The organism is Alloalcanivorax gelatiniphagus (assembly GCF_005938655.1).
Taxonomy (GTDB): domain Bacteria; phylum Pseudomonadota; class Gammaproteobacteria; order Pseudomonadales; family Alcanivoracaceae; genus Alloalcanivorax; species Alloalcanivorax gelatiniphagus.
The window spans coordinates 60,939-86,894 of sequence record NZ_VCQT01000044.1 but is presented as its reverse complement, the minus strand read 5'-3'; the positions used below and the strand labels follow the sequence as shown (position 1 = coordinate 86,894).

Annotated in this window: 24 protein-coding genes; 16 read left to right on the top strand and 8 right to left on the bottom strand. The window is 59.1% G+C overall.

The annotated features are described in order from the left end of the window. Positions 1-49 precede the first annotated feature (49 nt). From FGS76_RS14555 to FGS76_RS14540, 4 genes are all read right to left on the bottom strand, one after another. Positions 50-751 (bottom strand): DUF6901 family protein, encoded by a 702-nt coding sequence (locus tag FGS76_RS14555; protein ID WP_138773372.1) that lies wholly within the window; start codon positions 749-751, stop codon positions 50-52. Next, positions 741-2,198 carry a sensor histidine kinase gene (locus tag FGS76_RS14550; RefSeq protein WP_138773371.1) on the bottom strand — a complete coding sequence of 486 codons (1,458 nt, stop codon included), beginning with the start codon at positions 2,196-2,198 and terminating at the stop codon, positions 741-743. The genes FGS76_RS14555 and FGS76_RS14550 overlap by 11 nt, the downstream gene beginning before the upstream one ends. 5 nt (positions 2,199-2,203) lie before the next feature. Then, positions 2,204-2,656 carry a response regulator gene (locus FGS76_RS14545; RefSeq protein WP_138773370.1) on the bottom strand — a complete coding sequence of 151 codons (453 nt, stop codon included), beginning with the start codon at positions 2,654-2,656 and terminating at the stop codon, positions 2,204-2,206. Positions 2,657-2,823: 167 nt separating this feature from the next. Further along, entirely contained in the window at positions 2,824-3,255 is a 432-nt protein-coding gene (locus FGS76_RS14540; protein ID WP_138773369.1) for a PaaI family thioesterase, read from the bottom strand. Positions 3,256-3,755: 500 nt separating this feature from the next. Between FGS76_RS14540 and FGS76_RS14535 the strand changes: the two genes are divergently transcribed. The 8 genes from FGS76_RS14535 to FGS76_RS14500 all read left to right on the top strand — a co-directional run bounded on the left by FGS76_RS14535 (position 3,756) and on the right by FGS76_RS14500 (position 13,889). Beyond that, positions 3,756-5,105, top strand: a complete 1,350-nt coding sequence (locus FGS76_RS14535; RefSeq protein WP_138773368.1) for a TolC family protein — start codon at positions 3,756-3,758, stop codon at positions 5,103-5,105. Next, positions 5,102-6,322, top strand: a complete 1,221-nt coding sequence (locus FGS76_RS14530) for an efflux RND transporter periplasmic adaptor subunit (RefSeq protein WP_138773367.1) — start codon at positions 5,102-5,104, stop codon at positions 6,320-6,322. The genes FGS76_RS14535 and FGS76_RS14530 overlap by 4 nt, the downstream gene beginning before the upstream one ends. Positions 6,323-6,335: 13 nt before the next feature. Further along, positions 6,336-9,443, top strand: a complete 3,108-nt coding sequence (locus tag FGS76_RS14525; RefSeq protein ID WP_138773366.1) for an efflux RND transporter permease subunit — start codon at positions 6,336-6,338, stop codon at positions 9,441-9,443. A 49-nt stretch (positions 9,444-9,492) separates the two neighbouring features. Beyond that, positions 9,493-9,819 (top strand): P-II family nitrogen regulator, encoded by a 327-nt coding sequence (locus tag FGS76_RS14520; protein WP_170214485.1) that lies wholly within the window; start codon positions 9,493-9,495, stop codon positions 9,817-9,819. A gap of 53 nt (positions 9,820-9,872) precedes the next feature. After that, on the top strand, positions 9,873-10,361 hold the full coding sequence (locus FGS76_RS19715) for a GtrA family protein (RefSeq protein ID WP_083209379.1): 489 nt from the start codon (positions 9,873-9,875) through the stop codon (positions 10,359-10,361). Next, complete coding sequence (locus FGS76_RS14510) at positions 10,354-11,373, top strand: glycosyltransferase family 2 protein (RefSeq protein WP_067604980.1); 1,020 nt, start codon at positions 10,354-10,356, stop codon at positions 11,371-11,373. Before FGS76_RS19715 ends, FGS76_RS14510 begins: the two co-directional genes overlap by 8 nt. After that, the gene (locus tag FGS76_RS14505; protein ID WP_083209378.1) at positions 11,357-12,865 is read left to right on the top strand and encodes an ArnT family glycosyltransferase; all 1,509 of its coding nucleotides are present in this window, start codon (positions 11,357-11,359) and stop codon (positions 12,863-12,865) included. The genes FGS76_RS14510 and FGS76_RS14505 overlap by 17 nt, the downstream gene beginning before the upstream one ends. Positions 12,866-12,935: 70 nt before the next feature. Further along, positions 12,936-13,889 (top strand): cation diffusion facilitator family transporter, encoded by a 954-nt coding sequence (locus FGS76_RS14500; protein WP_067604978.1) that lies wholly within the window; start codon positions 12,936-12,938, stop codon positions 13,887-13,889. A 563-nt stretch (positions 13,890-14,452) separates the two neighbouring features. On the opposite strand, the gene FGS76_RS14495 is transcribed toward FGS76_RS14500, so the two are convergent. Then, on the bottom strand, positions 14,453-15,349 hold the full coding sequence (locus FGS76_RS14495; protein WP_138773364.1) for a cation efflux transmembrane domain-containing protein: 897 nt from the start codon (positions 15,347-15,349) through the stop codon (positions 14,453-14,455). A 95-nt stretch (positions 15,350-15,444) separates the two neighbouring features. Between FGS76_RS14495 and cadR the strand changes: the two genes are divergently transcribed. Beyond that, positions 15,445-15,846 carry a Cd(II)/Pb(II)-responsive transcriptional regulator gene (gene cadR, locus FGS76_RS14490; protein ID WP_067604971.1) on the top strand — a complete coding sequence of 134 codons (402 nt, stop codon included), beginning with the start codon at positions 15,445-15,447 and terminating at the stop codon, positions 15,844-15,846. A gap of 121 nt (positions 15,847-15,967) precedes the next feature. On the opposite strand, the gene FGS76_RS14485 is transcribed toward cadR, so the two are convergent. The 3 genes from FGS76_RS14485 to FGS76_RS14475 all read right to left on the bottom strand — a co-directional run bounded on the left by FGS76_RS14485 (position 15,968) and on the right by FGS76_RS14475 (position 18,666). Next, entirely contained in the window at positions 15,968-16,888 is a 921-nt protein-coding gene (locus tag FGS76_RS14485; RefSeq protein WP_138773363.1) for a bile acid:sodium symporter family protein, read from the bottom strand. 15 nt (positions 16,889-16,903) lie between these two features. Beyond that, the gene (gene nhaD, locus FGS76_RS14480) at positions 16,904-18,133 is read right to left on the bottom strand and encodes a sodium:proton antiporter NhaD (RefSeq protein WP_138773362.1); all 1,230 of its coding nucleotides are present in this window, start codon (positions 18,131-18,133) and stop codon (positions 16,904-16,906) included. 92 nt (positions 18,134-18,225) lie between these two features. Continuing rightward, positions 18,226-18,666: a MerR family transcriptional regulator gene (locus FGS76_RS14475; protein ID WP_138773361.1), complete on the bottom strand. Its 441-nt coding sequence runs from the start codon at positions 18,664-18,666 to the stop codon at positions 18,226-18,228. A gap of 144 nt (positions 18,667-18,810) precedes the next feature. Between FGS76_RS14475 and FGS76_RS14470 the strand changes: the two genes are divergently transcribed. The 7 genes from FGS76_RS14470 to FGS76_RS14440 all read left to right on the top strand — a co-directional run bounded on the left by FGS76_RS14470 (position 18,811) and on the right by FGS76_RS14440 (position 25,921). After that, on the top strand, positions 18,811-18,999 hold the full coding sequence (locus tag FGS76_RS14470) for a type II toxin-antitoxin system VapB family antitoxin (protein WP_138773360.1): 189 nt from the start codon (positions 18,811-18,813) through the stop codon (positions 18,997-18,999). After that, positions 18,996-19,385: a type II toxin-antitoxin system VapC family toxin gene (locus FGS76_RS14465; protein ID WP_138773359.1), complete on the top strand. Its 390-nt coding sequence runs from the start codon at positions 18,996-18,998 to the stop codon at positions 19,383-19,385. Before FGS76_RS14470 ends, FGS76_RS14465 begins: the two co-directional genes overlap by 4 nt. Positions 19,386-19,447: 62 nt before the next feature. Then, the gene (locus FGS76_RS14460; RefSeq protein ID WP_138773358.1) at positions 19,448-19,789 is read left to right on the top strand and encodes a DUF3703 domain-containing protein; all 342 of its coding nucleotides are present in this window, start codon (positions 19,448-19,450) and stop codon (positions 19,787-19,789) included. Between the two features lie 56 nt (positions 19,790-19,845). Beyond that, the gene (locus FGS76_RS14455) at positions 19,846-20,184 is read left to right on the top strand and encodes a hypothetical protein (RefSeq protein ID WP_138773357.1); all 339 of its coding nucleotides are present in this window, start codon (positions 19,846-19,848) and stop codon (positions 20,182-20,184) included. Positions 20,185-20,243: 59 nt separating this feature from the next. Beyond that, a complete protein-coding gene (locus FGS76_RS14450) occupies positions 20,244-21,539 on the top strand; it encodes a TolC family protein (RefSeq protein WP_170214484.1) in 1,296 nt (431 codons plus the stop codon). Beyond that, on the top strand, positions 21,536-22,759 hold the full coding sequence (locus FGS76_RS14445) for an efflux RND transporter periplasmic adaptor subunit (protein WP_067604954.1): 1,224 nt from the start codon (positions 21,536-21,538) through the stop codon (positions 22,757-22,759). Before FGS76_RS14450 ends, FGS76_RS14445 begins: the two co-directional genes overlap by 4 nt. A gap of 24 nt (positions 22,760-22,783) precedes the next feature. Then, entirely contained in the window at positions 22,784-25,921 is a 3,138-nt protein-coding gene (locus tag FGS76_RS14440) for an efflux RND transporter permease subunit (RefSeq protein ID WP_089034251.1), read from the top strand. The last annotated feature ends 35 nt before the right edge of the window (positions 25,922-25,956 follow it).

The following is a 25,956-nucleotide window of genomic DNA, read 5'->3' as shown; positions in this document are numbered from 1 at the left end:
AAAAGAAAATCGACGTTAACACGCCGGCCGCTGAAAGCGCATCGGGTTGCTAGGGGGCGGGGCCGGCGGCCTGGCGGAACAGCCCGGCCAGGTCGTCGAGCTGCTCGTGCAGTTCGCCGTTCACTTCCTTGGTGAGCACATGCAAGAGAATCATCGCGTTGATTGGCGCGTCGGAGCCGTCGGGGTGACGGAAACGACGCACGAAACAGCGGTTCAGTTCCCCCAGATTGCGGTAGGCCCGGTCCATATCCTCCAGGTTCAGCGGCAGCTCGGGGTTGTCCCGTTTCGCCAGGTAGCGCTGCAGCAGAAAGAAGCCGGCGGCGCGCGTCAGGGTTTCCGTTTCCGTGCTCACCGGCAGATGGAACAGGGCCATGGGCCGCAGGAAGCGGGTGTGCGGGCAGTCGCTGAGTGCGCACACCAGCCCGAACAGGGAGCTGAGCGCCCGCTGCGCCGTGGTATCCAGCAGGTATTCCCGCTCCCGGGTGGCGACGCGCAGATGAATGGGGTCGAAGGAGTGACCCAATTGTTGTTCGGGGAGCAGCCACGCCAGGTTGCGGGCGATCGGACAATAGCGGTGTTCGTCGCGGCTCAGCGGGCAGTGCGAGCACTGGCAGTGTTCCAGCAGGGCCCAGTCCGGGGGCACGAAATCCGGGTCCACGGCCAGGCCGTGGCTCTCCGGTTCCTGGTGCAACTTGATGTGGGTTACCTGCCCGTCGGTGTCGGTCAGCTGGTAGTGGATATCAGGCTGCATGGGCACGCTTCTTTTCCGCCAGCGGCAGGCGGATGTCGATGCGGGTACCCTCGCCGGGCGCGCTGGTGGCGGTGAGGGTGCCGCCGTGGCGTTGAATAATGTCCTGGGAGATGGACAGCCCTAGGCCGGTGCCCTGGCCGATCGGTTTGGTGGTGAAGAACGGCTCGAAGATCTGTTCCAGCTGGGCCGCGTCCATGCCCGGGCCGTTGTCGGTCACCGACAGGCAATACGACTGCTCGTCGCTGTGCGCTTCGATGCGGATCTCGCCATCCTGCTCCACCGCCTGGGCGGCGTTGACCAGAATGTTCATCAGCACTTGAGAGAGCTGACTCTCCGAACCGTTCACCGGCGGCAGATCCGGCGGCAGGTGGGTGGTCACCCGCACGCGCTCCAGTTCGTGGCGTGCCAGGTTCATGGACGTGGCCACGCAGCGGGACAGATCCACCGGCTGATAGCGTTCCTGCTCGTTATGGGAAAAGTGCTTCAGATCGCGGATGATTTTCTTGATCCGGTCGATGCCTTCGCTGGTTTCGCGCATCAGGTGGGGATGATCGTTAAGAATCATTTCCAGCGAATCCATATTCAGGCGCAATGACTGTTCCGCCTGCAGAAATTGTTCAAAGCGTTCCGGGCTGATACGGCGGCGCAGCCCGGCGATCACCTTCGACAGGGTGGTCAGGTACTGCTCGCTGCGGCGCAGGTTGGCGGAGACGAAGGCAATCGGGTTATTGATTTCGTGGGCGATGCCCGCGGAAATCGTGCCCAGGGAGGCCATTTTTTCCGAATGCAGCAGCATCGACTCCACCTGGTTGATCTTATCGTCCTTGTCGCGCACCGCCTGGATCAGTTCACTGTTCTGCGCCTTGATCTGGGTGATGTCGGTGCCGAAATAAATATAGCCGTCGTCCTCATCGGTGATGTACGACAACGGGAAAATAAACATATTCACCCAGTACAGCTCACCGTCCTCGCCCCGGCCGCACACCTCGCCGCTCCAGACGCCGCGGCGCGCCTGCTCGCAGCGCATGAAATGCGCGCTCAGCTCAGGGCGGTCCTTGGGGTGGTGCATGCTTTCGTGCTGGCCGATCAACTGCCGGAAGGAAAAACCGCTGAGTGACAGAAAGCGGTCGTTGGCGAAGGTAATGATGCCTTTTTCGTTGGTGGTCATTACACAGTATTCATCGATGATCCGCGCCAGCGGACCGAGCACCCGTTTGTTGAGTTTGTACTCGTCCGCGTTCACTTCGATCAACCGCAGTTTGCGGCCGAAGGCGCTCTGGCTCAGCGAGGCGAATTCCGACAACCTGGCTTCCACGTTCATGGAGGCCCGGTAGGTTTTGTACATGAAGAAAATGATGATCAGCAGGATCACCGTGGAGGACATCAGAAACAGCCCCTGGCTCCCCAGCCCGGCAAACGGCCCCTGTAACGATGTAAATAGATCCATGCGGGTTACTCCCCGTCGTAACCCATGCTTCTGAGGGCTTCGCGCTGGTCGCGAACGGTCTGCGCGAGAATTTTATTTTCCACCAGGATATCGCGGAATTTCAGACCCTCCTCGACACTTTCCAGCAACTGGTCGTCGTCCCAGGGTTTGGGCACGAAGCGGAAGGCGCCGGCCTGGTTGATGGCGGACATCAGGGTGTCGATATCGATCACGCCGGTGAGCAGGATACGGATGGTATCCGGCTGCATGGTCCGCAACTCCTGCAGCATCTCAATGCCGTCCATGTCCGGCATCCGGTAATCGGTGATCACCGCGTCGAACACGGTGGTGCGGGCGCGCCGTAACGCGGTGGCGGCGTCCGTGTAGGTTTCCACTTCCCAGTCCGGCCGCGTCGCCAGAACCCGGTTCAGCGCCTTGAGAATATAATCTTCGTCGTCGACAACCATGATGCGGTACATGGTGATCTCCCCTTGCCCCATGAATCTGCTCAAATTATCGGCGCCGCTGGTTAAAAAGTCATCACCGTTCACGGCGCGCTCATTGTTTCTACGAAGATACTACTACCGGATCAGAGTAAACAAACCATTTCATCGCCTTCCCGGGCCGTCTGGTCGCCCGGGCGGGCTCAGGCGCCGGCCGGGCTGATGATGGATTTGGTCACCGAGCCGGTGGCGATCAGCTTCTCGCTGCCGTCGGGTTTCACCGCCAGGGCGTCCGCGCGCATTGCCGCCAGGGTCCGGCCGAGCCGGTCCACGCGGGCGCGAATCATCACCCGGTCGCCCTTGAAGGCGGCGCGCAGCACGCTGGTGTGGGTTTCGATCGACACCGGATGCTTGTCCGCCTCCAGCAGGGTCAGACAGGCAAAAAAGCAGGCCACGTCAAAAAACGTATACAGCATGCCGCCGTGCAGCGAGCCCTCCGGGTTGAGGGTGAAGTCGTTAAGTTCGATTTCCACTTCGCTCTCGCCGTCGGCGGCGCGCTGCAGGCGCAGGCCGCAGGCCCGGTGCAGGGGGTGGGACAGCACGTCGTCACGGACTTCTTCGAAACGGCTGGGCATATCATTCTCCTTGGCCGGGTGTGTCAGGGGCGTTGAGTATAGGACAAAATGTCCGGTTGCCGAACGAGGTAGAGGCCGGTAGTATTTAGTTCATGATCCGTCTTCTGAATGCCCTCACACTCCTTGCGGTCCTGACCAACAGCCTGGTCTGGAGTGGCGATGTGGTGGCGCATACCCTGGACAAGGACGGACATTCCCACGCTGAGGCCACCAACGAGCCCTCCCAGCTTCACATCGTCACCTCCACGCCTCAATCGGACGACGGAGACGGTGATCGGCATCACTGCTGCCATCAGGCTTCCCACTTGAGCGGACTGAGTGCGGTCCCGGTGGCATTTACGGTGATTAGTAGCCCGGCATTGTCGATTGCTCCCAGCAGTCCTCCTATCAGCGGATTCTTTCGCTCCCCCTTCCGACCTCCCTCTGTCTGATTCACTGGACAAGTTTGACGGCGCTTCAGCGCCGATTTGATTCCCTGAATCACGCATACAGAGGTCTTTATGAACCGACCGTGGAAGTTGGTCGTGCCGGCGGCGTGCGTCGCCCTCGGCCTGGCGGGTCCTGTGCCCGCCGATCAGTTCAGCATGGGGCGGGTGGGCGATTATCTGGCCGAAAAGCCGGTTAACGAATCCGTCTCTCTTTCACTGCAGCAGGCGCTGGAAAAGGCGCTCCGGCGTAACAGTGCGCTGCAGTCGGCGCGCGCTGGCGTCGGACGTTTCGAGGGCCGTCTGACACACGCCAGTCGGTGGTTGCCCGCCAATCCGGAATTATCTCTGCAGGTCGCGGAGAGGGACCAGGGCGGACAATCCAGTACCGATAAGGGCATCCGATTGTCCCAGGAAATTTGGATTGGCGGGCAACGGGGGCTTGGTAAAGCGGCGGCGTCCGCACGGTTGACCGCCGCCGAGCAACGGCTTGCTTTTCTCGAAACCAGTGTGCGCGCGCGAGTGCGCCTTGCCTATCTGGAAGCCTTGCTGGCCCGGGAAAGCGTTGAAACCGCTGAGCGAGCCGAGACCCTGACTGGAAAACTTTACCAGTTTGCGTCACAGCGTTTTCAGGCCGGGGCCGCCACCCAGCTAATACTCAATACCGCCCGTATTGGTGCCGCCCGCGCCCGTGCGGCACTGGTTGATGCCCGCCGGGATCATAAACGGGCTCGATTGGCGCTGATGGAACTGCTGGTGATGGATCCGGAAAGCGCCCGTTTGCGTTTGACCAGTGAACTGAGCCTGGACCGCTTTAACCTGCCGAGTATGGGCCCGCTGTTGGGAGAGGCGCTCAAGCGCCGCCAGGACCTGGTCGCCGCGGCCAGGGAGGTTGTCGCCGCGCGCAAGACACTGTCCCTATCAAAACGCCAGCTGATTCCAAATCTCAAAGTGTTCGGTTTCATGCAGGAAGAAGAAGGTGCGGACGTTGCGGGTCTGGGCGTGTCCATGCCCATTCCGGTGTGGGATACCCGCTCCGGTGAAAACCAGGTGGCGCGCGCGGAGCTGGAGCAGGCGCGCATCGAAGAAGATGCGTTGCGCTTGCAGGTTCGCACCGAAGTGATTGGCGCGGTAACCGACTACAACGCCGCTCGACAACGGCTTGAGGTATTCGGCAAGGATGTCCTGGCCAGCGCCGAGGAAAACGTCCGGCTCACAGAAAAAGCGTTTCGCGCCGGTAGTGTTGGCGCGCCGACCCTGGCCATGGCTCAGGACGATCTTATCAACACGCGAAGGGAATATCTGGATGCGCTGCGTGAAGCGATTGGCGCCGCCGCGGCCCTGGAGAGGTCCACTGGCGGTGTGGTGGCGCTGCGTGAAGCCGGAACCGAACAACTGAAGAACACGGGAGATTCCGAATCATGAAAGTAGCCACGACGATCACGACAATGGTGTTAACTCTGGCGTTGGCGGGATGCGGTGATGCTTCTCCCGGACATGACGATGAGGCCGGCCACGCCAAAAAAGAGGCGGGCCACGAAAGGTCGGAATCGGGCACCGAACACGGCGATCATAATGAAGAAGCGGGCTCGAAAGTCTCTTTAACTTCGGAGCAAAGCGCCTTGTTGAACCTCAAGACCGACAAGGTGCCCGGTGGTCGAGCCGATCAAACTATCCAGGTGCCGGCCAGCGCGCATTTCAATGCGGACCGTATCGCTCACGTGGGCCCCCTGCTGCCAGGCAGAGTGGAGAAAGTGGTCGCCGACCTCGGCGCCCGTGTGAAACGCGATGACGTTCTGGCTGTTTTGTCGAGTCCGCAATTGGGCGAGGCCAAGGCGCGCTACTTGAGAAAGCAGGCCGAATTCGAAGCCGCGGCCGCGGATTTGCGCAGGCAGAGCCGTCTTGCCAAACAGAATATCGTCAGCCAGGCGGACCTGCTTGACACCCGTGCCCTCTATCGCGGTGCGCGCGCGGAAAGAAACGCCGCGAAGGCGGCGTTGCGTGCCATGGGGCTCACTGAAGACCAAATAGCGGCGCTGGATCAGAACGATGACCTGAGCCGGTATGTATTGACCAGCCCCCTGGCCGGTGTCGTGGAAGAGCGCGATCTGGCGCCGGGGCAGATACTTTCGACGGAGCAGACCCCGATTATGGTGGTCGACGCGAGCTCTCTTTGGGTGTTCGGTCAAGTGTACGAGAAAAACGCGGATTTGGTCGCCGTGGGCCAGCCGGCGCGTTTCGACACCGTGGACGCAGCGGTCGATGGAAAAATCGACTGGGTGGCCAGCCGGCTTGATGGCGAGACTCGCACTTTGAAGGTCCGTGCGCTGATCAATAACCCTGATCGCACAATGAAAGCCGGCCAGTACGGTGATCTGACCATAACCCGCCAGGTGCCTGATCCGGTGCCTTTGGTGCCTGTCGATGCGGTGCAGACCATCAACGGTCAGACGCATGTTTTCGTGCCCGGCGATACAGACGGCGAATACCGTGCTCAGGAAGTGGAAACCGGCGAAGAAGCCAACGGTTTAATCGAGATCAAAAGCGGTTTGCGGATTGGCGCTTCCGTAGTGACGTCCGGCGCTTTTGACCTTAAGTCCGCGCTCACCGCCAGCGGTCGTAGCGCCGCGCACGGCCACTGATCGGGAGTTCAATATGATCGAAAGATTGATTGATGTCGCGCTGCGTAACCGCTTACTGGTGCTGGTTTTCATGCTCGGTGTCGCCGGTTGGGGGGTGCTTTCCTGGCGGCAGTTGCCGGTGGATTCATTCCCGGATGTGACGCCAAGCATGGTTCAGATCTTTACCGCCTCGCCTGGCTTGTCACCGGAGGATGTGGAGACCCTGATCAGTTATCCGGTGGAAATATCCATGTACGGCCTGCCAGGTCTGAAGCGGGTGCAGAGCACCTCGATCTTCGGGCTCTCCAGGGTCAATGTGTATTTCTCCGAAGACACAGATGTCTACTTCGCACGCCGCCTCGTGATGGAACGACTGGCCAAGGCGCGCGCCGAGATTCCCGGCGACCTTGGCGAGCCCCAGTTGGGGCCCATCACCAGCGGCCTCGGTCGGGTGATGATGTACACCCTGGAAACCGAGCCGGACAGTGACATTTCGTTGACGGAGCTGCGTGAGCTGCAGGATTGGGTGGTCAAGCCCATGATGCGCACGGTGCCGGGGGTGACCGGCGTGTTGTCTCTCGGTGGCTATGAAAAGCAGTACCAGGTCCGGCTTGATACGCGCGCTCTACTGGCGCGGGACCTTACCGTCGCGGATGTACGCGGAGCTATTACCGCTAACAATAAGAATGTGGGCGCCTCCTTTATTAATCGCGCCGGGGAAGAGAACGTGATCCGCGGTTATGGATGGGTGCCCCCGGGTAACGCCGGCTTGGATGCTATCCGTGACATCGTCATCCGTGCCCACGAGAGCACTCCGGTAACAGTCGGTGACGTGGCGAGTGTGGAGTATGGGCCGGCCATTCGCCGCGGTGCGCAAATTGCCAGTGGTGCCGAATCGGTGGGCGGCTATGTTCTTAAGCTGCTTGGTTCCAATACCAGTCAAGTCCTAAAGGACGCCAATCAAAAGCTTGAACAAATCAACGGCGCACTGCCCGACGGTGTCAGGGTAAAAGCGTTCTACTCGCAAAAGGAGTTGATCGATAAGGCGGTGGGAACCGTGGAGTCGGCGTTACTGCAGGGCGCGGTGCTGGTGATATTGATTTTATATCTCCTGTTGGGGAATCTGCGCTCCACGCTGATCGTGGTCGCCAGCCTGCCTCTCTCCGCGCTGTTCGCGTTCATCGCGATGCGCTATGTGGGGCTATCCGCCAACCTCATGAGTCTGGGGGGGTTGGCTATCGGCCTGGGCATGATGGTGGACGGTTCGGTGGTGATCCTGGAAAACATCTTCCGGCATATGGAAAATCGCGCCGAGGAGAATGTTTCCATGGCCAGGCTGGCCAGTGAGGCGGCGCGTGAGGTGGCGCGCCCCATTGTGTTTGCCAGCAGTATTATCATCATCGTCTTCCTGCCGCTTTTCACGCTGCAAGGCGTGGAAGGGAAAATGTTCTCGCCGATGGCCTACACCATCGCCTTCGCATTGCTCGGCGCCATGATTGTAGCATTGGTGCTGGTGCCCGCGCTGATGACCTATGCCTTCAAGAAGGATGGCAACTACGGTGAGCCGCGACTGGTGGGCTGGTTAAAGGATCGTTATCAGCCCGTGCTGGACAAGGTTATGGCCTGGCCCAAGGTGGTCGCCGGCGCGGCGGTACTGGTTCTGGTGCTGGGTGTATCGGTGTTTCCGCTCCTGGGCAGTGAATTCGTGCCGACCCTTCGTGAAGGGACGCTCATGGTGCGCTCTACCCTGCCACCGGCTGCCAGCCTGGACAGTGCTATCGGTTATGCCAAACGCATACAAACGGTGTTCGAGGAATTCGAACCGGTAACCGGCACCTACTCCAGAGTCGGGCGCGCTGAGGTGGGCGGTGACCCCGAACCCGTAAATGTCATCGCCACCACCATCACACTCAAACCCCTTGGTCAGTGGTCCGGCGACTACGACTATGAAGGGTTGCAGTCGGCCATGTCCGATGCGGTGGCGGACCGGCTGCCGGGGCTGGCCAATAATTTCTCTCAGCCGATTCAGTTACGTACCGACGAACTGTTATCCGGTATCAAGGCACAGATCGCGATCAGTATATTCGGTGAAAACTTCGGAGAACTCGCCCGTATCGGTGAGCAGGTCAAACGTATCGCGCAAGCCACGCCTGGCGCTGTCGATGTGCGCATGCAGCAGCAAGGGGGCAAGCCGCAGATCCGAATCCGACCGGACAGGGAGGCGATGGCCCGCTACGGTTTGAGCGTCGACCAGCTGTTCGCCACTGTGGAAACCGGTATCGGCGGCGACGCGGCCGGTCAAGTGTTCGAAGGTATTAAGCGCTTTGATCTGTTCGTGCGGCTGCGCGAGGAGCAACGCGACACGGTGTCGGCGATTGAAGACCTTTTGATCCGAACGCCGGCCGGCGCGGTGATACCGCTGACCCGCGTCGCCGATGTGGAGCGCTTCATCGGCCCGAAAATGATCTCCCGCTCCAAGGCCAGCCGGCGCCTGTTCGTGCAACTGAACGTGCGCGGCCGGGACATGGGCGGGGTGGTCACGGAGATACGTCGTAAGGTCGCCGAACAGGTGGATATGCCGACCGGCTATTTCGTCGAATACGGCGGTCAGTTCGAGAATCAGCAACGGGCCATGAAGCGTCTCTATCTGGTCGTGCCTGTGACTCTGGCGCTGATCTTTCTGCTTCTGTACACCGCCTTTAACAGCTTGCGTTATGCCGCGCTGATTTATCTGAATGTGCCGATCGCCACCATGGGTGGGATTTTCGCATTGTGGCTATCGGGCATGTATCTCTCCGTATCCGCCGCCGTCGGCTTTATCGCCGTGTTCGGCGTCGCGGTACTCAACGGCGTGGTCCTTGTGAGCTACATAAACCAATTGCGCGACGAAGGCATGGGCGTTTTCGAGGCCGCGCGAACCGGCGCCATGCGGCGATTGAGACCGGTGCTGATGACCGCGCTTACCTCTATGCTTGGCCTGCTTCCGCTGCTGATCGCCGATGGCATTGGCGCCAACGTTCAGCGTCCACTCGCCGCCGTGGTCGTGGGGGGCTTGATAACCTCCACCTTGCTGACCCTGCTGGTCATTCCGGTGGTCTATCCCTGGTTTGCCGGCGCCCGCCGGGACGATGTTGAATTCTAAAATCTGAGAACGGCCGGCATCGTCGATGGCGGCCGATAAGGAGACCGTAATGAAAGAGATAAAAGCTTACGTACGAAACAACATGGTCAACAAGGTGATTGACGCCTTAGCGCAGCTGCCGGAGCCGCCTTCGGTGGCGGCCGTTCCGCTGGAGACCTATGGTCACGGCGTCATTGACGACGCCTACGGTCGATTACGAATGACAAAGCTGGAAGTCGACATCGCTGATGCCCGCGTGGAGGAGGTCGTGATCGTGATTGAGAGGGCCGCCAGGACAGGGGAGGGTCATCCGGGTGACGGCCGAATTCTTGTGGCTGGCGTTGAGGCCGCCTTGCGTATTGATACTGGCGAGCGCGATGAGGACGCTTTGAAATGAGTCAGTGGATTTCACTGTCCTTAAGATGTCACCGGGACAGTTCGAGATAAGCAATGAATTTCCGAATGGCCTTGGTAGCCGTCACAAGGTTGCGACAGTGGACCATGTCGAGAATGGTGAGCGCAATCTCGAGAGCAGGGACGCCCAATTCGGATCCAGACGACGGATGGAGAACGCGAATAAAGAGGTATCTACGCTTTCTAATTTGCGGCGGTGCGGCCACGGGAGTCCATTGGTTGATTATGGCGCTATTAATGACGGTCGACGTTCCGCCCGCCTGGGCTACCGGGGTCGGAGCGATTGCGGGCGCCATAGCTAACTATCCGTTGCAAAAAATTTTTACTTTTTCTGGTCGTGTGTCTCCAAGTCCGGTGCCGGTCTACATCCTGGCATGCATTCTGACATGGAGCCTTAACTTGTTCCTGTTCGTGACTCTTAACTCCGGGTTTGGTTTTTCTGCTGGCATTGCTCAGATTTTTGTTACCGCATTCGTGGCAATTGGAAGTTACGGTTTTTATAGAAAGTGGGTTTTCCATGATTAAAAATTCTAGCGGTTATTCGGTTGAGGCTGAAGTCCCGGTCATTAGTCTGGTTATACCGATATATAATGAGAGAGAGGTACTGCCAGTTTGTCTGCCTCGCCTTGATAAAGTAATGCGTGAGGTCGGCTTTTTTTTCGAAGCCATCTTCGTGGATGACGGTAGCAAGGATGATGGTTATGAGTACCTGGTTGAGCAGTCCCGTCGATATTCCTGGATCAGGCTGGTGCGCCTCAGTCGAAACTTTGGGAAAGAAGCCGCATTGACCGCCGGTCTCGACTATGCTGCCGGTGAGGCGGTGGTTATTCTGGACGCGGACTTACAGGACCCTCCTGAGTGTATTCCTAAAATGGTCGAAGCTTGGCGGGCTGGTGTCGATGTCGTCCTGATGCAACGCCGTACCCGGTGCGGAGAAAGCTGGGTTAAGCGCGCCAGTTCCTATCTGTTTTACCGCCTATTGAATCGATTGAGTGACTGCGAGATTCCTGCGGATGTGGGTGATTTTCGTTTGATGAGCCGGCGTTGTCTGCAAGCCGTGCTCGAGTTGCCCGAACGAAACCGTTACATGAAGGGGTTATTTTCTTGGGTTGGGATGCCTACAGAAGTGATTCAGTATGACCGCGGCGCCAGAGTGGCGGGCAAGACAAAATGGAATTACGCGGGTTTAATTGGGCTGGCCATGGAAGGCATCACCTCTTTTTCCATCGCGCCTCTTCGGTGGGCTGCGGTAATGGGTGTTTTTAGCGCTATTTTTGGCGGCGGCTTCGGGTTATGGATTATATTCAAGGCAATGGTGTTTGGTGCGCAGGTGGCCGGGTATCCATCATTGATTGCTTTAATTACCTGCTTGGGCGGTGTGCAACTTATTACTTTTGGAATACTGGGGGAGTACGTTGGGAAAACCTACCTGGAGGCTAAGCGCCGACCGATCTATTTGGTTCGTGAGGTGTTGAGCGCCGTCCGCGGAGGGGAAGCGGCTTCGGCGCGTGGAGGTTGTAATGCCAGGGACCATTGAAAATCGCCGTGACTGGAAGCTGGTGCCTCGCTCGCCAACGGAAAAGCTGGTGCTCGCACTAATGGTCGTTCTACTCAGTCGTTGGATCTCCATGGCCTTTTTACCCTTTACTGATACCACGGAAGCGCGCTATGCGAATATTGCCCGGGGCATGGCAATATCGGGGGACTGGATCACTCCCTGGTTTGAGCCGGGCCTGCCATTCTGGGGAAAGCCGCCGCTGTCATTCTGGATTCAGGCCGTGTCGTATAAGGTTCTCGGCTGGGACGAGTTCGCACTTCGTTTTCCGGCCTGGCTGGCTCAGTTGGGTATGGTGTGGCTGGTTTGGCGTTACGCGTCGAGCCTGGTAAGTCGTCAAAGTGCCCTTATAACCAGCCTGATATTTGCATCGTCCAGCCTGGCTTACGTACTCGCCGGTGCCGTAATGACGGATCCGTTCCTGGGCCTGGGAACTACCGCAGGCCTGACCGGCGCAGCTTTGGCCCTGCGTGGTGAAGGCTTGGTCTGGGGCTGGGTTTGCTTTTTGGGTCTGGCCGTGGGGCTGCTCGCTAAAGGTCCGCTGACCTTTGTTCTGGTCGGCGGCCCGTTATTTTTGTGGTTGCTGTGGACGCACCGCTGGAGCGACCTAAGGCGCTTGCCGGTCGTTGGCGGCACCATCGTGATGCTATTAATGACGGCGCCATGGTATCTGTTGGCTGAACTGAAGACGCCGGGATTTATCGACTATTTCCTTGTTGGAGAGCACATTAAGCGCTTTCTGGATCCAGGTTGGGTTGGGGATATTTATGGAAGCGCCCATGATGAAGTTCGTGGAACTATATGGCTGCTGACCTTGTATGCGACCCTGCCCTGGTCGCCACTGGCGTTGAGCGGGCTTTTTCTGCTGCTTCGAAATGACGATTGGGGGTTTGGTGCTATACGGCGTGGCCTTAGTGATGACGACAACAAGTTATTGTTGCTAGCCGCTTTCATGCCTAGTTTGTTCTTTACTTTTTCGGGAAATATTCTCGCTAGTTACGTACTTCCTGGGCTGCCATTCATGGCGCTGCTAATGGTGCGCGGTATGCAAAGCTCGGGCGTGACCTCCCGCTGGCTAGACCTATGTTTGTGGCCGTTTGCGCTGTTTGTGCCGACTTTGTCTTTGGTCGCTGGTGCCTGGATTTACCTGCATCCTGGAAGTATAAAGACGGAAAAGGGGTTGATTGCCTGCTATTATCGGCAGCCGGAGAATGGCGCAGCTCCGCTCATCTATTTGGATGATGCGCCTTTTTCGGCCCGCTATTACAGTCAGGAAAAAGTCCGAGAAAAGAGTTTGGATTTGATTCTCCGAGAAGTGAAGAATTCCCCCGGTAGATCGCTATATGTCGCCGTCCAACCGGACGACCTGGATCGTTTTAAGAGGCAGTTGTCCGCACCGTTCGTGAAAATATTCGAGAATCGCCGTTACGTATTGATGACTCAGAGTGACCGTGCCGTTGTAACGTGCCGGTAAACCCAGCGGAGCTAGAAGACGCCGCCAGCTCGTCGGCTTGAGCGGCTGAGCCATTCGCAAGGAGAAAACTATGCCGCATGATCATGGAGCCGCACACGTTGAGCCCGATACCGGCGATCGCCGTGTATCCATAGCCATTTGGGCCAATGGTATTCTGACCGTGGCTCAAATCGTCGGTGGTATACTTTCGGGAAGCCTCGCGCTGATCGCGGATGCCCTGCATAATTTTTCCGACATGGCCGCCCTGGTGATCGCCTTCGCGGCACGCAAGATCTCAAGACGGCCAGCTGACGAACGCATGACTTTCGGATACGGGCGCGTTGAAGTGGTGGCTGCCTTAATTAATTACACTACATTGATCTTGATTGGAATTTATCTAATTTACGAAGGCGGTATGCGTATTATCAGCCCGCCCGAAGTGCAGGCGTGGACGGTGGTTGTCCTTGGCTCTATCGCGCTGGTCGTGGACGCGCTGACAGCGGTTTTGACTTATTCAATGCAGAAAGGCAGTGTGAATATTCGCGCTTTGTTCCTGCATAATCTTTCGGATGCACTTGCCTCTGTTGCCGTAGTCGTCAGCGGCACACTTATTATTCTATATGACATGTGGTGGATAGACCCGGCGATCACGATCGGTATTGCGGTTTATATCCTTTACTTGTCTTTCGCCGAGATAGGCGGTCCGATTCGCACATTGATGCTTGGAAGTCCACCGGATATCGATAGCAAATCCGTTTTGAGCATGATGCGTGGTGTAGAGGGCGTCGACGACGTGCATCATGTGCATCTCTGGCAGATGGAGGAGAGTGAGCCAGCTCTCGACTGCCATGTGGTGTTGATGGCAGATGCCTGGTCACGAATGGAAGACATTAAGAGCCAGATTAAGCGGCGGTTGGAAGACCAGTTTGATATTAGCCATTCCAGTCTGGAGTTCGAGCATGAGCACAGACAGCATCAAAATGCCGATCTCTATGGCCACGGTCGATCCGAAGATCGCAATGCGGCACAGTTTTCGGGGCCCTAGAGGAGCACAGTGGTGTCATTGCCTGGCATGCCGTGGCAGGTTGTCTCGAAGCGACTTAGAGCACATGTATGCTATGCTTCGGGAACGGTTTGCGGTTGCTCGCAAGCCCGGTTTGGTTCATGACCTGGTTGATTTCGAAGGTTAAGAGGACTTGTACGCCATGCATGGAGATTTCAAGATGGACATCGCTCGCTGAATAGATTTTGGCCGTATCGCCGTAGTCGGTGACCGGAAATGGATTGAGCTGGGAGCGCCGCGGCTGACATAACGTAGCGGTAACATGCGCATAATGTTGGAGTATTCATGCAAAAAAAGGCGCTTTGTGCGTTCCTCGTCATTTTCTCGTTGATGTTTTTCACCAGTCTGGCCATGAATATGTACACTGACCGCGCTGTCTATTTGGCCCCTCTTATTGGGCTCGGCGGGATGCTCTGGTCGGTGCTGAGGTTGCGAGGTTGCACTCATGCCGCGGGCTTGAGAATAGGCCGTGACGATACGGAGTGAGCGGGGCCGACAGCGCTCGGCACCCTCAAGCCATTCTCGCCGAGCCGCGCCGAACGGTGCTAGCTCTTAAGCGCCAGAATCCGCCTGGCACCGTTCAGCACAATCACACCCGTGATCGTGCCGATAATTAGGTCCGGGTAATTAGATCCGGTCCACGCGACCAAGGCGCCGGCGGTAATGACTCCCATGTTAACGACCACGTCATTGGCGGAGAAGATCCAGCTCGCTTTCATATGCGCCCCGCCCTCTCGATGTTTGGATATGAGAAGAAGGCAGCTGATATTGGCAATCATTGCGACGAACGCGATAGCCATCATAACCAGCGATTCAGGTTCACTCCCAAATGCAAAGCGTCTCATCACTTCCGCAAGTACGCCTATGGCTAGAATCAGCTGGAGTACACCAGCAATGTGGGCGGCGCGCACTTGCATTTTCACCCCACGCCCAACCGCATAAAGGGCTATTGCGTATACTGCCGCATCGGCAAAATTGTCCAGCGATTCTCCGAGCAGTCCGGTGGATTGGGCGATCAAGCCGGCAGTCATCTCCACCACGAACAAGAGAGCATTGATGCTCAGCAGCCAACGCAGACTGCCGGATTCCTGCTCCGCGGAGAGGGTCGAAGATCCGGCGGTCTTGGCGGCTTCGGAATTGATAGCCGTGGTGCTCTGGAGCGAGGCTCCTAGCCCTAGGGTGGTCAGCTTTTCAGTGATAGGGTCAGCCTCGCCATGATGTATGACCTCCAATCGGCGGTTCGATAGGTCAAAGGTCAGCGCGCGAACCTCTTCAAAGCCGCTCAAAGCCAAGCGGATCATTCGTTCTTCTGACGGGCAGTCCATCTTGGGCACTGTATAAGTGCTGATCCGTGTTCCTGATGTTGTGCGGCCGCCAGCACCATCGTTGCTCGACTGGGGTGTTGCACTACGGCCAGAGGGCCTGTCAACCGATTGGCTCATGACACGATTCCGATCAGAAAATATAATAAGGCTATTCAAAACCATATAGTCGCTATAAGGTCAATAGGGCGAAGGATATCTAGAGGAGAAGTCGAATGCTCATTAGTCAGTTGGCGCGCTCAGTAGGGGTCGACCCTCAGACAATACGATTCTATGAACGGCAAGGTCTGTTGCCGTCGCCTGATAGGCAGGAAAATGGTTATCGCATTTATACCGACCAACATGCTGAGCAGCTGACCTTCGTTCGTCACTGCAGAATTCTGGACCTTTCACTGTCTGAGATTTCCGAACTTCAGAAGTGCCAGAGCGACCCACATCAGTCTTGCGCTGTCGTTAACGTCTTGCTGGACGAGCATGTCTCCCGGTTGCGATCACGGATCATCGCTATGTTGGCGCTCGAGGAACAGCTCATTTCACTAAGAAAGAGTTGCAACGATGACCGCAAGGTTCGAAGTTGCGGAATTCTTTCTGGAATTAGCGATATTGACTTTCAATGAAGTAGATTCAATCGGCATCATCGATGATTCGGTTGATTAAACAGTGCTGGAGGTCAACAGCATTTGGTCTTGTGGGAAACATGGATCGACGTCGAAGTCCTTTGGTTGTATATGAAAGTGCCTAGCTTCGTGCGATGATCTTGGCCGCAATAGGTGAGGTGATCATTTGAATCACGGCAAAAAAAGCGGAGGGGATAGCTATTTCTGATGGCAGGCCCGATGCGGCCACGAAAGCCGCGGCGATGCTGAATTCCTTTTTGCTTACGGTGAAGAGATATGTAATCACCTCCTTACAATCATTGGTTAGTAGTCGTGAGGTCATCGCTACCAAATAACCGATAAGGTTCAGGCACAAGGCCGCCCCCGCAATGACAAAAGCGTACCAGCCGTAGTTGATAATGGTTGCAGCATTTGGCCCGACCACGGCGAGCAGTATCAATAGGTAGATAATTGAGCCGAGGCCCGCGTAATGGGAGTCGTACCGTGCGCAAAAGTCTGGGAGCCCCGTACGTGAGCTTACACCCAACACCGTAGGGACAAAGACGATCAATACTAGTTCCAGGATTATGGATTCGAGTGGGACTTCCAGTTGTATCCCCGTGAGCCATAGAAACAGGAAGGGAACGATGAACGGAGACAGTACTGTATTGATTGCGTTAAAGACCGCGGCCAGAGCAACATTGCCCCGCGCTATCAGTACCAAGAGGGGGGACGAGACATCCGTTGGCAGGGTGCCAAGTAAGGTTTGGCCGGCGGCCAGTGGGCCACCTCCAAAGAAGAAACGACCGGTTACCCAGCCGGCAATCGACATGGGCCCATAGACCAGGCCCAGGGCAAGGAATTGCCTTGACGGCTTACGTACCACCATCCGTACATCGTGCGCGTCGAAGGTCAGGCTGATGATAAACATCAGAAGCGCCAGTAGTGGCCCGATGCCGGGTTCCAGGAACTGACCGGTTTCCGGGATTGCTAGCCCTAGCCCAGCTACAACAATGACAAACCACACAAGTTTGGATTCGACAAAAGAAATTAGTTGATTCATCGTTTGGCTTCCTGCCTAAAGCAGCGCGCTGACGCCCAGCACACCGGCGAAACCCACCGTGTAGGCCACCAGCAGATAGCCGGAGTACTTCAGGTAGCTGCCGAAGGTGAGCGATTCCACCTTGCTCATCGCCACCACCCCGGCGGCCGAGCCGATCACCAGCAGCGAGCCGCCCACGCCCACCGCGTAGGTGAGGGTAAGCCATTGTGGCAACGTCATTTCGATGCCGGAATTCAACAGCGCGGCCGTCAGCGGCACGTTGTCGAACAGCGATGACACCAGCCCCATCACATAGTTGGCGGCCAGCGGCGGCATCACGTCGTACAGGTGCGGGAAGTAGGCCAGCACGCCCAGCTCTTTCAGCATGCCCACCAGCAGCAGCACGCCGAGGAAAAACAGCAGCGTGTCGAACTCGATCTTGCGGATGTACTCCAGGGTGGGTTCGTCACGGTTGAGAAACTGCACCACCATGAACATCAGCGACAGGCCGAACAAAAACATCAATACCGGCGGAATGCCGAACAGAATATTGCCGCCGATGGTGGACAGGATGGTAGCGAAGAACAGCCCGGCCACCACCTTGTCGCCGCCGTTGATGTGCACTTCTTTCTTTTCCAGCACCAGCTGCCCGTTCAGGCCCCGGGACAGCATCAGTGACAGGGACGCCACCGCCAGAAAAGCGGGCAGGCTGAGCAGCAGCAGATGGGGGATTTCCACCTTGTCGGCCAGGAAGATCATCAGCGTGGTGACGTCGCCGGTGATCAGCGCGGTGCCGCCGGCGTTCACCGAAAACACCACCAGCACCACGTAGCGCAGCAGCTTGTCCGTGGGCAGGTTCAGATTCAGCAGAATCGCGATGCACACCAGGGTGGCGGTGATGTTGTCGGCCATGGACGAGAAGCAGAACGCGAACAGGCCGGTGAGCAGCATCAACTGGCGCTCGCTCATGCGCTCGGGAATCAGCCGGTTGACGATGCCGTCGATGATGCCCTTGCTGGACAGATAGGCGACGAACGTCATCGCCGCCATTAAAAACAGCCACAGCGAGGCGATATCCAGCAGGTTGTCGTCCAGGGCGAGCATCAGCGCTTCGCTGGTCTCGCCGGCGGGCGGCGAAATGAAATACAGCACCCAGACCAGCGAGCCGAAAAACAGCGTGGTCTTGGCTTTGTCGATATGAACCACGTCTTCCACAACAATGGAGACGAACCCGAGAGCTACGAGACACAGCAGCACGGCGGACATGGCGGACTTCCAGGCAGGACAGGGGAAAAGACGGCGGCGATTCTAACGCCGATACGTCAAGAAAGCGACCTACCTGTTTCGCGGATGGCTCTTTACTGCTTGCCGGCCACCGCCTCCAGGGGATGGTCGTTTCGGCACAGGCGGTGATCGCCGAGCACCTCGATCACCCCGCAGTGGGCGACATCGCCGCCGGCGCACCCTTTGATCATACGGTCCAGTTCGTCACGCAGCGCGCACAGCGCGCCAATGCGGTCGTCCACCGCGTCCCGGTGGCGCCGCGCCAGTGCATCCACGGCGGCGCAATCGCGGTGCTCCTGGTCCGACAGGGCGAGCAGCTCGCGGATCGCTTCAATGCGGAAGCCCAGCTGCCGGGAGTGGCGAATAAAATGCAGCCGGTCACGATGGCGCTCGCCGTAGCGCCGCTGGTTGCCGGCACTGCGCGCCGGCTCCGGCATCAGGCCGATCTTTTCGTAGTAGCGGATGGTCTCCACCTTGCAGTCGGTGGCGCGGCTTAACTCGCCGATTGAAAGCATGCGGCTTCCCTCGTCTATCTGTAGTGACTACAGCTATTTAACCGAAATGGCGAGGTCAGCGAAACCGCCAATCCCGGGCATTGAAATAAGCATCATTTGGTGACATATTTGGTGCTAACCTGACACTTGGAGAGGAGCAGCAGGATGCGGACCACGATCAATATCGATGACGACTTGCTGGCCGAGGCCCAGCGGCTCACCGGCGTTAAGGAACGTACCCAGATTATCCGTGATGCCCTGGTGGCATTGATCGAACGGGAGAGCGCCTTGCGGCTGGCGCGCCTGGGCGGCTCCGAGCCGGATCTGGCGGTGCCCGGGCGCCGCCGGTCGTGATTCTGGTGGACACGTCGGTGTGGGTGGATCACCTGCGCGCCGGCGACCGGGAGCTGGCCCGCCTGTTGGAGCGTAACCAGGCGCGGATGCACCCCTTCGTGGTCGGCGAGCTGGCCTGCGGCAACCTGAGCCGCCGCCGGGAGGTGCTGGATTTGCTGCGTGGGTTGCCACCGGTGCCGGTCGCGGACCAGGACGAGGTGCTGTTCCTGATCGAGCGGCACGGTCTGATGGGGCGGGGTATCGGTTTCATCGACGCGCACCTGCTGGCCGCCACGCTGCTCAGTCACGCCACCCGTCTGTGGACCCGGGACAAGCGGCTCGCCGAGGTGGCGCGAGACCTGGGCGTGGACGGCGCACCGGGGCCGATGATTCATGATCGGGCTTGACCCTGTAGTGGCTACAGGTATTTCAATTGACATCCTGAGTTCACTGAAAGCAGGACTGGTCCATGAAACCTCGCCTTCGCCGGGCTTTCCGCCATGAAATGGATCTCGCGCGCCTCGCCTATCAGGAAGGCGACTGGCAAGCGGCGTTCCGTCATCTTGAGCGAGCGCACATTATCGGACAACGGTTTATCGGCCCGCACACCCTCGCGCATTGGTGGATGCTGCGAGTGGGGTGGAGACGCAGGGATGCCCGGGAGGTCCGGGGTCAGTTACCGCGACTGGTGGCGGCATTACTGCTGTCACGAATCTGGGTGCCCGCCGGTAACACCGGCAGCGCGGATGTCAGCCCGATCAAGCCGATGCCGATACCCGCTGATCTGGTGGCCCTATTGCGCCGACGGTGATTTTGACGCCATGCGCGCGTTGCCGTACTGTTTCCGCTCTGATTAAGGTGGTGTGCATGTTGAAACGTTGGGTCGCAGCAATGCTGGTTGTGTTCCTGGCCGTTAACGGGCTGGTGGTGGCGGGAGATTCCACCATCCATGCCAGCCATGACACTCCAGGCCTGTCGTTGCACGCCGACGGTGATATTAAAAACGTTTCAGCTGCTTTTCCGATGGACGCCGACGATGGCGGTTATCATGATTGTCACAACCCCGCTTGCTACGCGCCTTTAAGCGCCAGCGTGGCGGGTGCCCACTTCGCTCTTGGCAACACCTGGCCGCCGAATCCGCGTCCGGGCGCAGTGCTGTCTGGGCGCCAACCTCCCGTTCCCCCACCGAATACGGTGTCGTTCTAGCGTACTGAATGACCTCCGGCGTCCCGCGCCGTCGTTTCCCGTATTTGGAGCATAGTTTAATGCATCACCGTACTTTGTGCGGCGGCCTTGCCGTCGTGCTCGGCGGTCTAGTGCTGGTCTGGCCCTTGGCCACCGGCGCCGACACCATCGATTTGAAATCCGTGAATCTGACGACCGTCCTGTCCCGGGTGCTCGAGCGCAACCCTGGTCTGGATGAATACCCCTATCGTTTCCGCGCCGCTGATGCGGCCGTTGTTCAAGCGGGCATCCGCCCCAGTACCGAAGTCTCCCTGGAAGTGGAAAATATCGCCGGCTCCGGGCAATGGGCCGGCACCGACGGTGCGGAAGTCACGTTGGCTTTGAGCCAGACCGTCGAGTTGGGCGGTCAGCGCGACGCCCGGATGGAGAGTGCTCGCCGGGCCGGAGAAGTGAGTCGTCTGGACTACGATCTCGCGCGTCTTGACTTGCTTGGCGAAGCGAACCGGCGCTACTTGGCGCTTGTCGCCGCCGAGCGCCGCGTGACCCTGGCCGAGAAGGCCCTGGGCCTGGCCGGTGACGCCGAACAGGCCGCCCAGCGGCGCGTTGCCGCTGGCGCCGCTCCGTCATCCGAACGGCGTCGTTTGGTGCTGTCCCGGCAGGCGGCGGAACGAGACCTGGAACGGTCCCGCATGGATCGTCGTTCCGCCAGCCAACGGCTTGCTGCCCTGTGGGGAGAGACCGGTGAGCAAGGTTTGCGTGCCGCCGAAGAGTTGCTACCCCTGCCCGACCTGCCCGGTTTGGAGCAATGGCGCGGACGTCTGGATCAGGCACCGAGGTTGCGCGAATTCGCTTCTCTAGCCCGTCTCGCTGAGGCCCGGGCCCGGTTGGCGCAAGCCAATGGCAGCCGTGACGTACGCTTTTCCGTGGGCGCTCGGCACGATGAATCCAGTGGCGATCAAGCCGCGGTGTTGGGGTTCTCCATGCCGCTTAATCTGAGCAACCCCAATCGTGGTAACGAGGCCCGTCGGCTGGCGGAAGTGGACCTTCTCGAGGCGCGCAGAAGTGCCGCGCGCATCGAGCTGTTGTCGCTGGTGGAGGGCTTGTACCTGGACCTACAACAACGCCGCACCGAGGTCCGCTCGATTCTGGAGCAATCCCTGCCGGAAGCCCGGCGGCTCTACGAGGAAGTCGAGGCCGGGTATCGTCGCGGGCGCTACAGCGTCCTTGACCTGATTGACGCCGCTCATTCCCGTCTGGCCCTGGAGCGTCGCGTTACCGACCTGGCTGAGGGCTTTCATCAGCAACGCAATGAACTGGAGCGCCTGACCGGCACTTCCCTGGCCGCCGAAGCGCGTGCGCAAGGAGATTCCCAATGAACCGATTTATTCTGAGTGTGTTGTACGCTGGCCTGCTATCTGCTGTCACCACCGGTGCCTGGGCGGCAGGCGCGAGTGGTGGCGATCATGCTGAACGCCAGGAGCGTGAGGGGCCGCACGGGGGACGCCTGCTGGAGAAAAATGAATTCGGTCTGGAGCTGACGATATTTGAAGATGGCGTTCCACCTGAATATCGAGTCTACGCTTACCGGAACGGAAAACCCCTGGACCCGGATCAAGTAGATTTGACCATCAGGCTGGACCGTCTGGGCGGACAGCGAGACCGTATTACCTTTGTCCCGGAGCGTGACTACTTGCTGGGCCAACAGCCAGTGGCCGAACCGCATTCCTTTGATGTCACCGTGGAAGCCAGCCTGGATGGTGAGGCGCACCAGTGGCGTTTCGAAAACCATGAAGGCCGCACCCTTATCCCTGAACGTCTGGCGAAAGCCTCCGGTCTCGGTACCGAAATCGCCGGTGAGCGAACCCTGGAGCGCACGCGCCAGGTCACCGGCCGGGTCGAAGCAGATCCAGACAAACTATACCGGGTCACCGCCCGCTATCCGGGCACGGTTGAGCGGGTGCTGGTGTCGGTGGGCGACCGGGTAAAAAAAGGCCAGCCGCTGGCGCGGGTGGAAGCCCGGGAGAGCCTCACCCTGCAGACGGTGACCGCACCGGCGGATGGCGTGATTACAGAGCGCTTTCTGAACGCCGGAGCGGCCACCAGCGGCGAACCAATTGTTGAGATCGGCGATTTCTCCACCCTTTGGCTGGAGCTGCATCTGTTCCCTCGTGATCTGGACGCTGTGTCCCCAGGGCAGGCTGTGCGCCGAGCGGACGACGCTACTGTGTTGGGCGCAGTGGATTACCTGTACCCCCGAGCTGACGAGGACAGTCAGGTCACCCGGGCGCGGGTAGTGGTCAACGACCCACCCGCCGATCTGCGCCCTGGCATGTTGATTGGTGCCCAGGTGGTGATTGAAAAGAAGACGGTGCCGTTGGCGGTACGCCGGGAAGCGATTCAGAGTTTCCGCGACATGCCGGTAGTGTTTGCCCGCTTCGATGAAAAGTATGAAGTGCGGATGATCAAACAAGGCATGAGTGGCGCGGATTACGTGGAAGTCACCGGTGGTTTGGAGCCAGGCACCGAATACGTGACTGAAAACAGTTTCCTAATCAAGGCCGACGTCCTTAAAGACGGCGCCACTCACGGCCACTAAGTGCTTAAGCACTAAGGAGATCTCATGATCGATGCTTTCGTGGGCTTGGTGGTCCGCCGGCGCTGGTTGGTGATGGCGCTGACCGCGTTGCTGGTGTTGGTGGGCATACGTAGCGCCGTGCAATTACCCATCGACGCGGTACCCGACATCACTAATGTCCAGGTGCAAATTAATACCAGTGCGCCAGGCTACTCGCCACTGGAATCGGAACAACGTATCACCTATCCGGTGGAAACGGCGATGGCCGGGCTGCCTAATCTCGACTACACGCGCTCGGTATCCCGATACGGTTTGTCACAGGTCACGGTAGTGTTCGAGGAGGGCACCGACCTGTACTTCGCCCGCCAGCGGGTGGCGGAAAAACTGCAAAGCGTGCGCGGGCAACTGCCCGAAGGCATGGAGCCGGAGCTCGGTCCCATTGCCACCGGGCTGGGTGAGATTTTCATGTACACCGTGGAGGCCGACCCGGACGCCCGCAACGAGCAGGGCGAGCCCTACGACTCGGAGGACCTGCGTACCCTGCAGGACTGGGTGGTGCGGCCGCAGTTAATGCTGGTGGATGGCGTCACCGAGGTGAACACCATTGGCGGCTTCCAGCGCCAGTATGAAGTGGCGCCGGACCCGTCGAGGTTGATCGCCCATGAACTGAGTCTGGGAGATCTGTCAGCGGCCTTGCGCGACAACAATTTAAACCTCGGTGCCGGTTATCTGGAACGCAACGGCGAGCAGTGGCTGGTGCGTTCCCCGGGCCAGGTGGCCAGCCTGGATGAGATCGCTGAAATCGTCGTGGCGCGGCGCGGTGATACCGTAATACGTGTGGCGGACGTGGCGGAAGTCCGCTTCGGTAAAGAGCAGCGCACCGGCGCGGCCACCCGCAACGGTGAGGAAGTAGTGCTCGGTACCACCTTCATGCTGATCGGCGAAAACAGCCGGGAAGTGGCTCAATCAGTGGCGAAGCGCCTTCAGGAGGTTAACCGGTCCCTGCCCGATGGCGTGCGGGCCGAACCCATGTATAACCGCACCTCCCTGGTGGAAAAAACCATCGCCACGGTGGAAAAGAATCTGTTCGAAGGCGCGCTGCTGGTGATCGTGGTGTTGTTCGCCCTGCTGGGCAACTTCCGCGCCGCCCTGATCACCGCCGCGGTCATTCCATTGAGCATGTTGTTCGCGCTCACCGGAATGGCGGCCAACCGGGTCAGCGGCAATCTGATGAGCCTTGGCGCCATCGACTTCGGGTTGATCGTCGACGGCGCGGTGATCGTGGTGGAGAACTGTCTGACCGGTCTGGCGGCGGCCCAGAAGCACCATGGGCGTTTGCTCACTTTGAAAGAGCGTTTGGACACCGTCACCCGTGCCACTCGGGAAGTGTTCAAGCCCAGCGCTTTTGGGGTGTTCATCATCATGGTGGTGTACCTGCCGATCTTTGCCCTAACCGGCGTGGAAGGGAAGATGTTCCACCCCATGGCCTTCACGGTGGTGGCGGCGCTCACCGGGGCGCTGATTCTATCGGTGACCTTTGTGCCCGCTGCCGTCGCCCTGTTCGTGCGCGGTCGAGTGGGCCATCAGGACAATCCGGTGATGCGGGTGGCGCGCCGCCTTTACCAGCCGGTTCTGGATGTCGCTCTGCGCGCCGCCGTGCCGGTATTGCTAGTGGCGGGAGTGTTGGTTGTTACCAGCGGAGTCTTGGCTACCCGGCTGGGCACCGAGTTCATTCCGCAACTGGATGAGGGCGATGTGGCGGTCCACGCGCTGCGCATTCCCGGTACCAGCCTGAGCCAGGCGCTGGAGATGCAGGAACAAGTGGATCGCCGTTTCCTGGAATTCGACGAGGTGGACAAGGTGTTCGCCAAGCTAGGCACCGCCGAGGTGGCCACCGACCCGATGCCGCCCAATGTGGCGGACACCTTTGTGATTCTGAAGCCCCGCGACCAATGGCCGGACCCGGATCGGTCCAAGGCGGATTTGGTCGCCGCCATGGCCGAGGCGGCGGAAACGCTGCCGGGCAACAAGTACGAGTTTACCCAGCCGATTCAGATGCGTTTCAATGAGCTGATCGCCGGGGTGCGCGCGGATTTGGCGGTGCGCTTTTACGGCGATGATCTGGATCAACTGGAAGCGCTGGGTGAGCAGGCGGTATCGGTGATCAACAGGGTGCCCGGCGCCGCCGACGCCCGTCTGCAGCCGCTCTCAGGCTTGCCGGTGCTCACTGTTACACCGGACCGGGAAGCATTGGGCCGCTACGGTCTGAATGCCTCCACCGTACAGCGGACGGTGCGTGTCGCGGTGGGCGGCGAGACCTTGGGTACCGTATACCAGGGTGACAGCCGCTTCCCGTTGCGTCTGCGTTTGCCGGCGGAGAACGTGGCGGATCTGGACACCTTGAAGCGGCTTCCGATAGCGGTGCCCGGTGGCCACGACCCCGGCTATGTGCCGCTGGAGGAAGTAGCGGAGGTGGCGTTGACGCCGGGGCCGAACCAAATCGATCGGGAGAACGGCAAGCGTAACGCCATTGTCTCCGCCAACGTGCGGGGCCGGGACCTGGGCTCATTTGTCGAGGATGTGCGGACGGCGGTTCGCGAGGAGATCGATCTGCCCACCGGTTACTGGGTGGACTACGGCGGTACCTTTGAGCAGTTGCAGTCCGCCTCCCGGCGTTTGGCCATCGTGGTGCCGCTCTCGCTATTGCTAATCTTCGCGTTGTTGTATGGGGCGTTCGGCAGTGCCCGCGATGCGCTGATTATTTTTACCGCCATCCCCCTATCGCTAACCGGGGGCGTGCTGGCCCTGTGGGCACGCGACATCTCCCTGTCGATCTCCGCCGGGGTGGGATTCATTGCCCTGTCCGGCATCGCCGTGCTCAACGGTGTGGTGATGCTCTCTCACATCAAAGATCTGATGGCACAAGGTATGCCGCTACGGGACGCGGTGCGTGAAGGCGCGCTGCGCCGCCTGAGGCCAGTGCTGATGACCGCATTGGTGGCGGGGTTGGGTTTCGTGCCGATGGCCTTTAACACCGGCATCGGCTCGGAAGTGCAGCGTCCTCTGGCCACCGTTGTGGTTGGAGGGATTGTCACCGCTACTCTGCTTACCCTGGTGGTATTGCCGGCACTGTACAGTCGGTTTGGCCGTAAAACGGTTGAAGCGGTTTCACCTAGACCTTAACTCGAAACAGGGCGCCACTGTTTGCGGCGCCCTGT

Bases quoted from the DNA above. Each gene is read 5' to 3' on its own strand.
- FGS76_RS14520 (WP_170214485.1), top strand. From the start codon at position 9,493: ATGAAAGAGATAAAAGCTTACGTACGAAACAACATGGTCAACAAGGTG.
- FGS76_RS14500 (WP_067604978.1), top strand. From the start codon at position 12,936: ATGCCGCATGATCATGGAGCCGCACACGTTGAGCCCGATACCGGCGAT.
- FGS76_RS14455 (WP_138773357.1), top strand. From the start codon at position 19,846: ATGTTGAAACGTTGGGTCGCAGCAATGCTGGTTGTGTTCCTGGCCGTT.
- FGS76_RS14445 (WP_067604954.1), top strand. From the start codon at position 21,536: ATGAACCGATTTATTCTGAGTGTGTTGTACGCTGGCCTGCTATCTGCT.
- FGS76_RS14510 (WP_067604980.1), top strand. From the start codon at position 10,354: ATGATTAAAAATTCTAGCGGTTATTCGGTTGAGGCTGAAGTCCCGGTC.
- FGS76_RS14505 (WP_083209378.1), top strand. From the start codon at position 11,357: ATGCCAGGGACCATTGAAAATCGCCGTGACTGGAAGCTGGTGCCTCGC.
- FGS76_RS19715 (WP_083209379.1), top strand. From the start codon at position 9,873: ATGAATTTCCGAATGGCCTTGGTAGCCGTCACAAGGTTGCGACAGTGG.
- FGS76_RS14540 (WP_138773369.1), bottom strand. From the start codon at position 3,255: ATGCCCAGCCGTTTCGAAGAAGTCCGTGACGACGTGCTGTCCCACCCC.
- FGS76_RS14555 (WP_138773372.1), bottom strand. From the start codon at position 751: ATGCAGCCTGATATCCACTACCAGCTGACCGACACCGACGGGCAGGTA.
- FGS76_RS14485 (WP_138773363.1), bottom strand. From the start codon at position 16,888: ATGAATCAACTAATTTCTTTTGTCGAATCCAAACTTGTGTGGTTTGTC.
- FGS76_RS14475 (WP_138773361.1), bottom strand. From the start codon at position 18,666: ATGCTTTCAATCGGCGAGTTAAGCCGCGCCACCGACTGCAAGGTGGAG.
- FGS76_RS14550 (WP_138773371.1), bottom strand. From the start codon at position 2,198: ATGGATCTATTTACATCGTTACAGGGGCCGTTTGCCGGGCTGGGGAGC.
- FGS76_RS14525 (WP_138773366.1), top strand. From the start codon at position 6,336: ATGATCGAAAGATTGATTGATGTCGCGCTGCGTAACCGCTTACTGGTG.
- FGS76_RS14470 (WP_138773360.1), top strand. From the start codon at position 18,811: ATGCGGACCACGATCAATATCGATGACGACTTGCTGGCCGAGGCCCAG.
- FGS76_RS14440 (WP_089034251.1), top strand. From the start codon at position 22,784: ATGATCGATGCTTTCGTGGGCTTGGTGGTCCGCCGGCGCTGGTTGGTG.
- FGS76_RS14545 (WP_138773370.1), bottom strand. From the start codon at position 2,656: ATGTACCGCATCATGGTTGTCGACGACGAAGATTATATTCTCAAGGCG.
- FGS76_RS14530 (WP_138773367.1), top strand. From the start codon at position 5,102: ATGAAAGTAGCCACGACGATCACGACAATGGTGTTAACTCTGGCGTTG.
- FGS76_RS14535 (WP_138773368.1), top strand. From the start codon at position 3,756: ATGAACCGACCGTGGAAGTTGGTCGTGCCGGCGGCGTGCGTCGCCCTC.
- FGS76_RS14495 (WP_138773364.1), bottom strand. From the start codon at position 15,349: ATGAGCCAATCGGTTGACAGGCCCTCTGGCCGTAGTGCAACACCCCAG.
- cadR (WP_067604971.1), top strand. From the start codon at position 15,445: ATGCTCATTAGTCAGTTGGCGCGCTCAGTAGGGGTCGACCCTCAGACA.
- nhaD (WP_138773362.1), bottom strand. From the start codon at position 18,133: ATGTCCGCCGTGCTGCTGTGTCTCGTAGCTCTCGGGTTCGTCTCCATT.
- FGS76_RS14460 (WP_138773358.1), top strand. From the start codon at position 19,448: ATGAAACCTCGCCTTCGCCGGGCTTTCCGCCATGAAATGGATCTCGCG.
- FGS76_RS14450 (WP_170214484.1), top strand. From the start codon at position 20,244: ATGCATCACCGTACTTTGTGCGGCGGCCTTGCCGTCGTGCTCGGCGGT.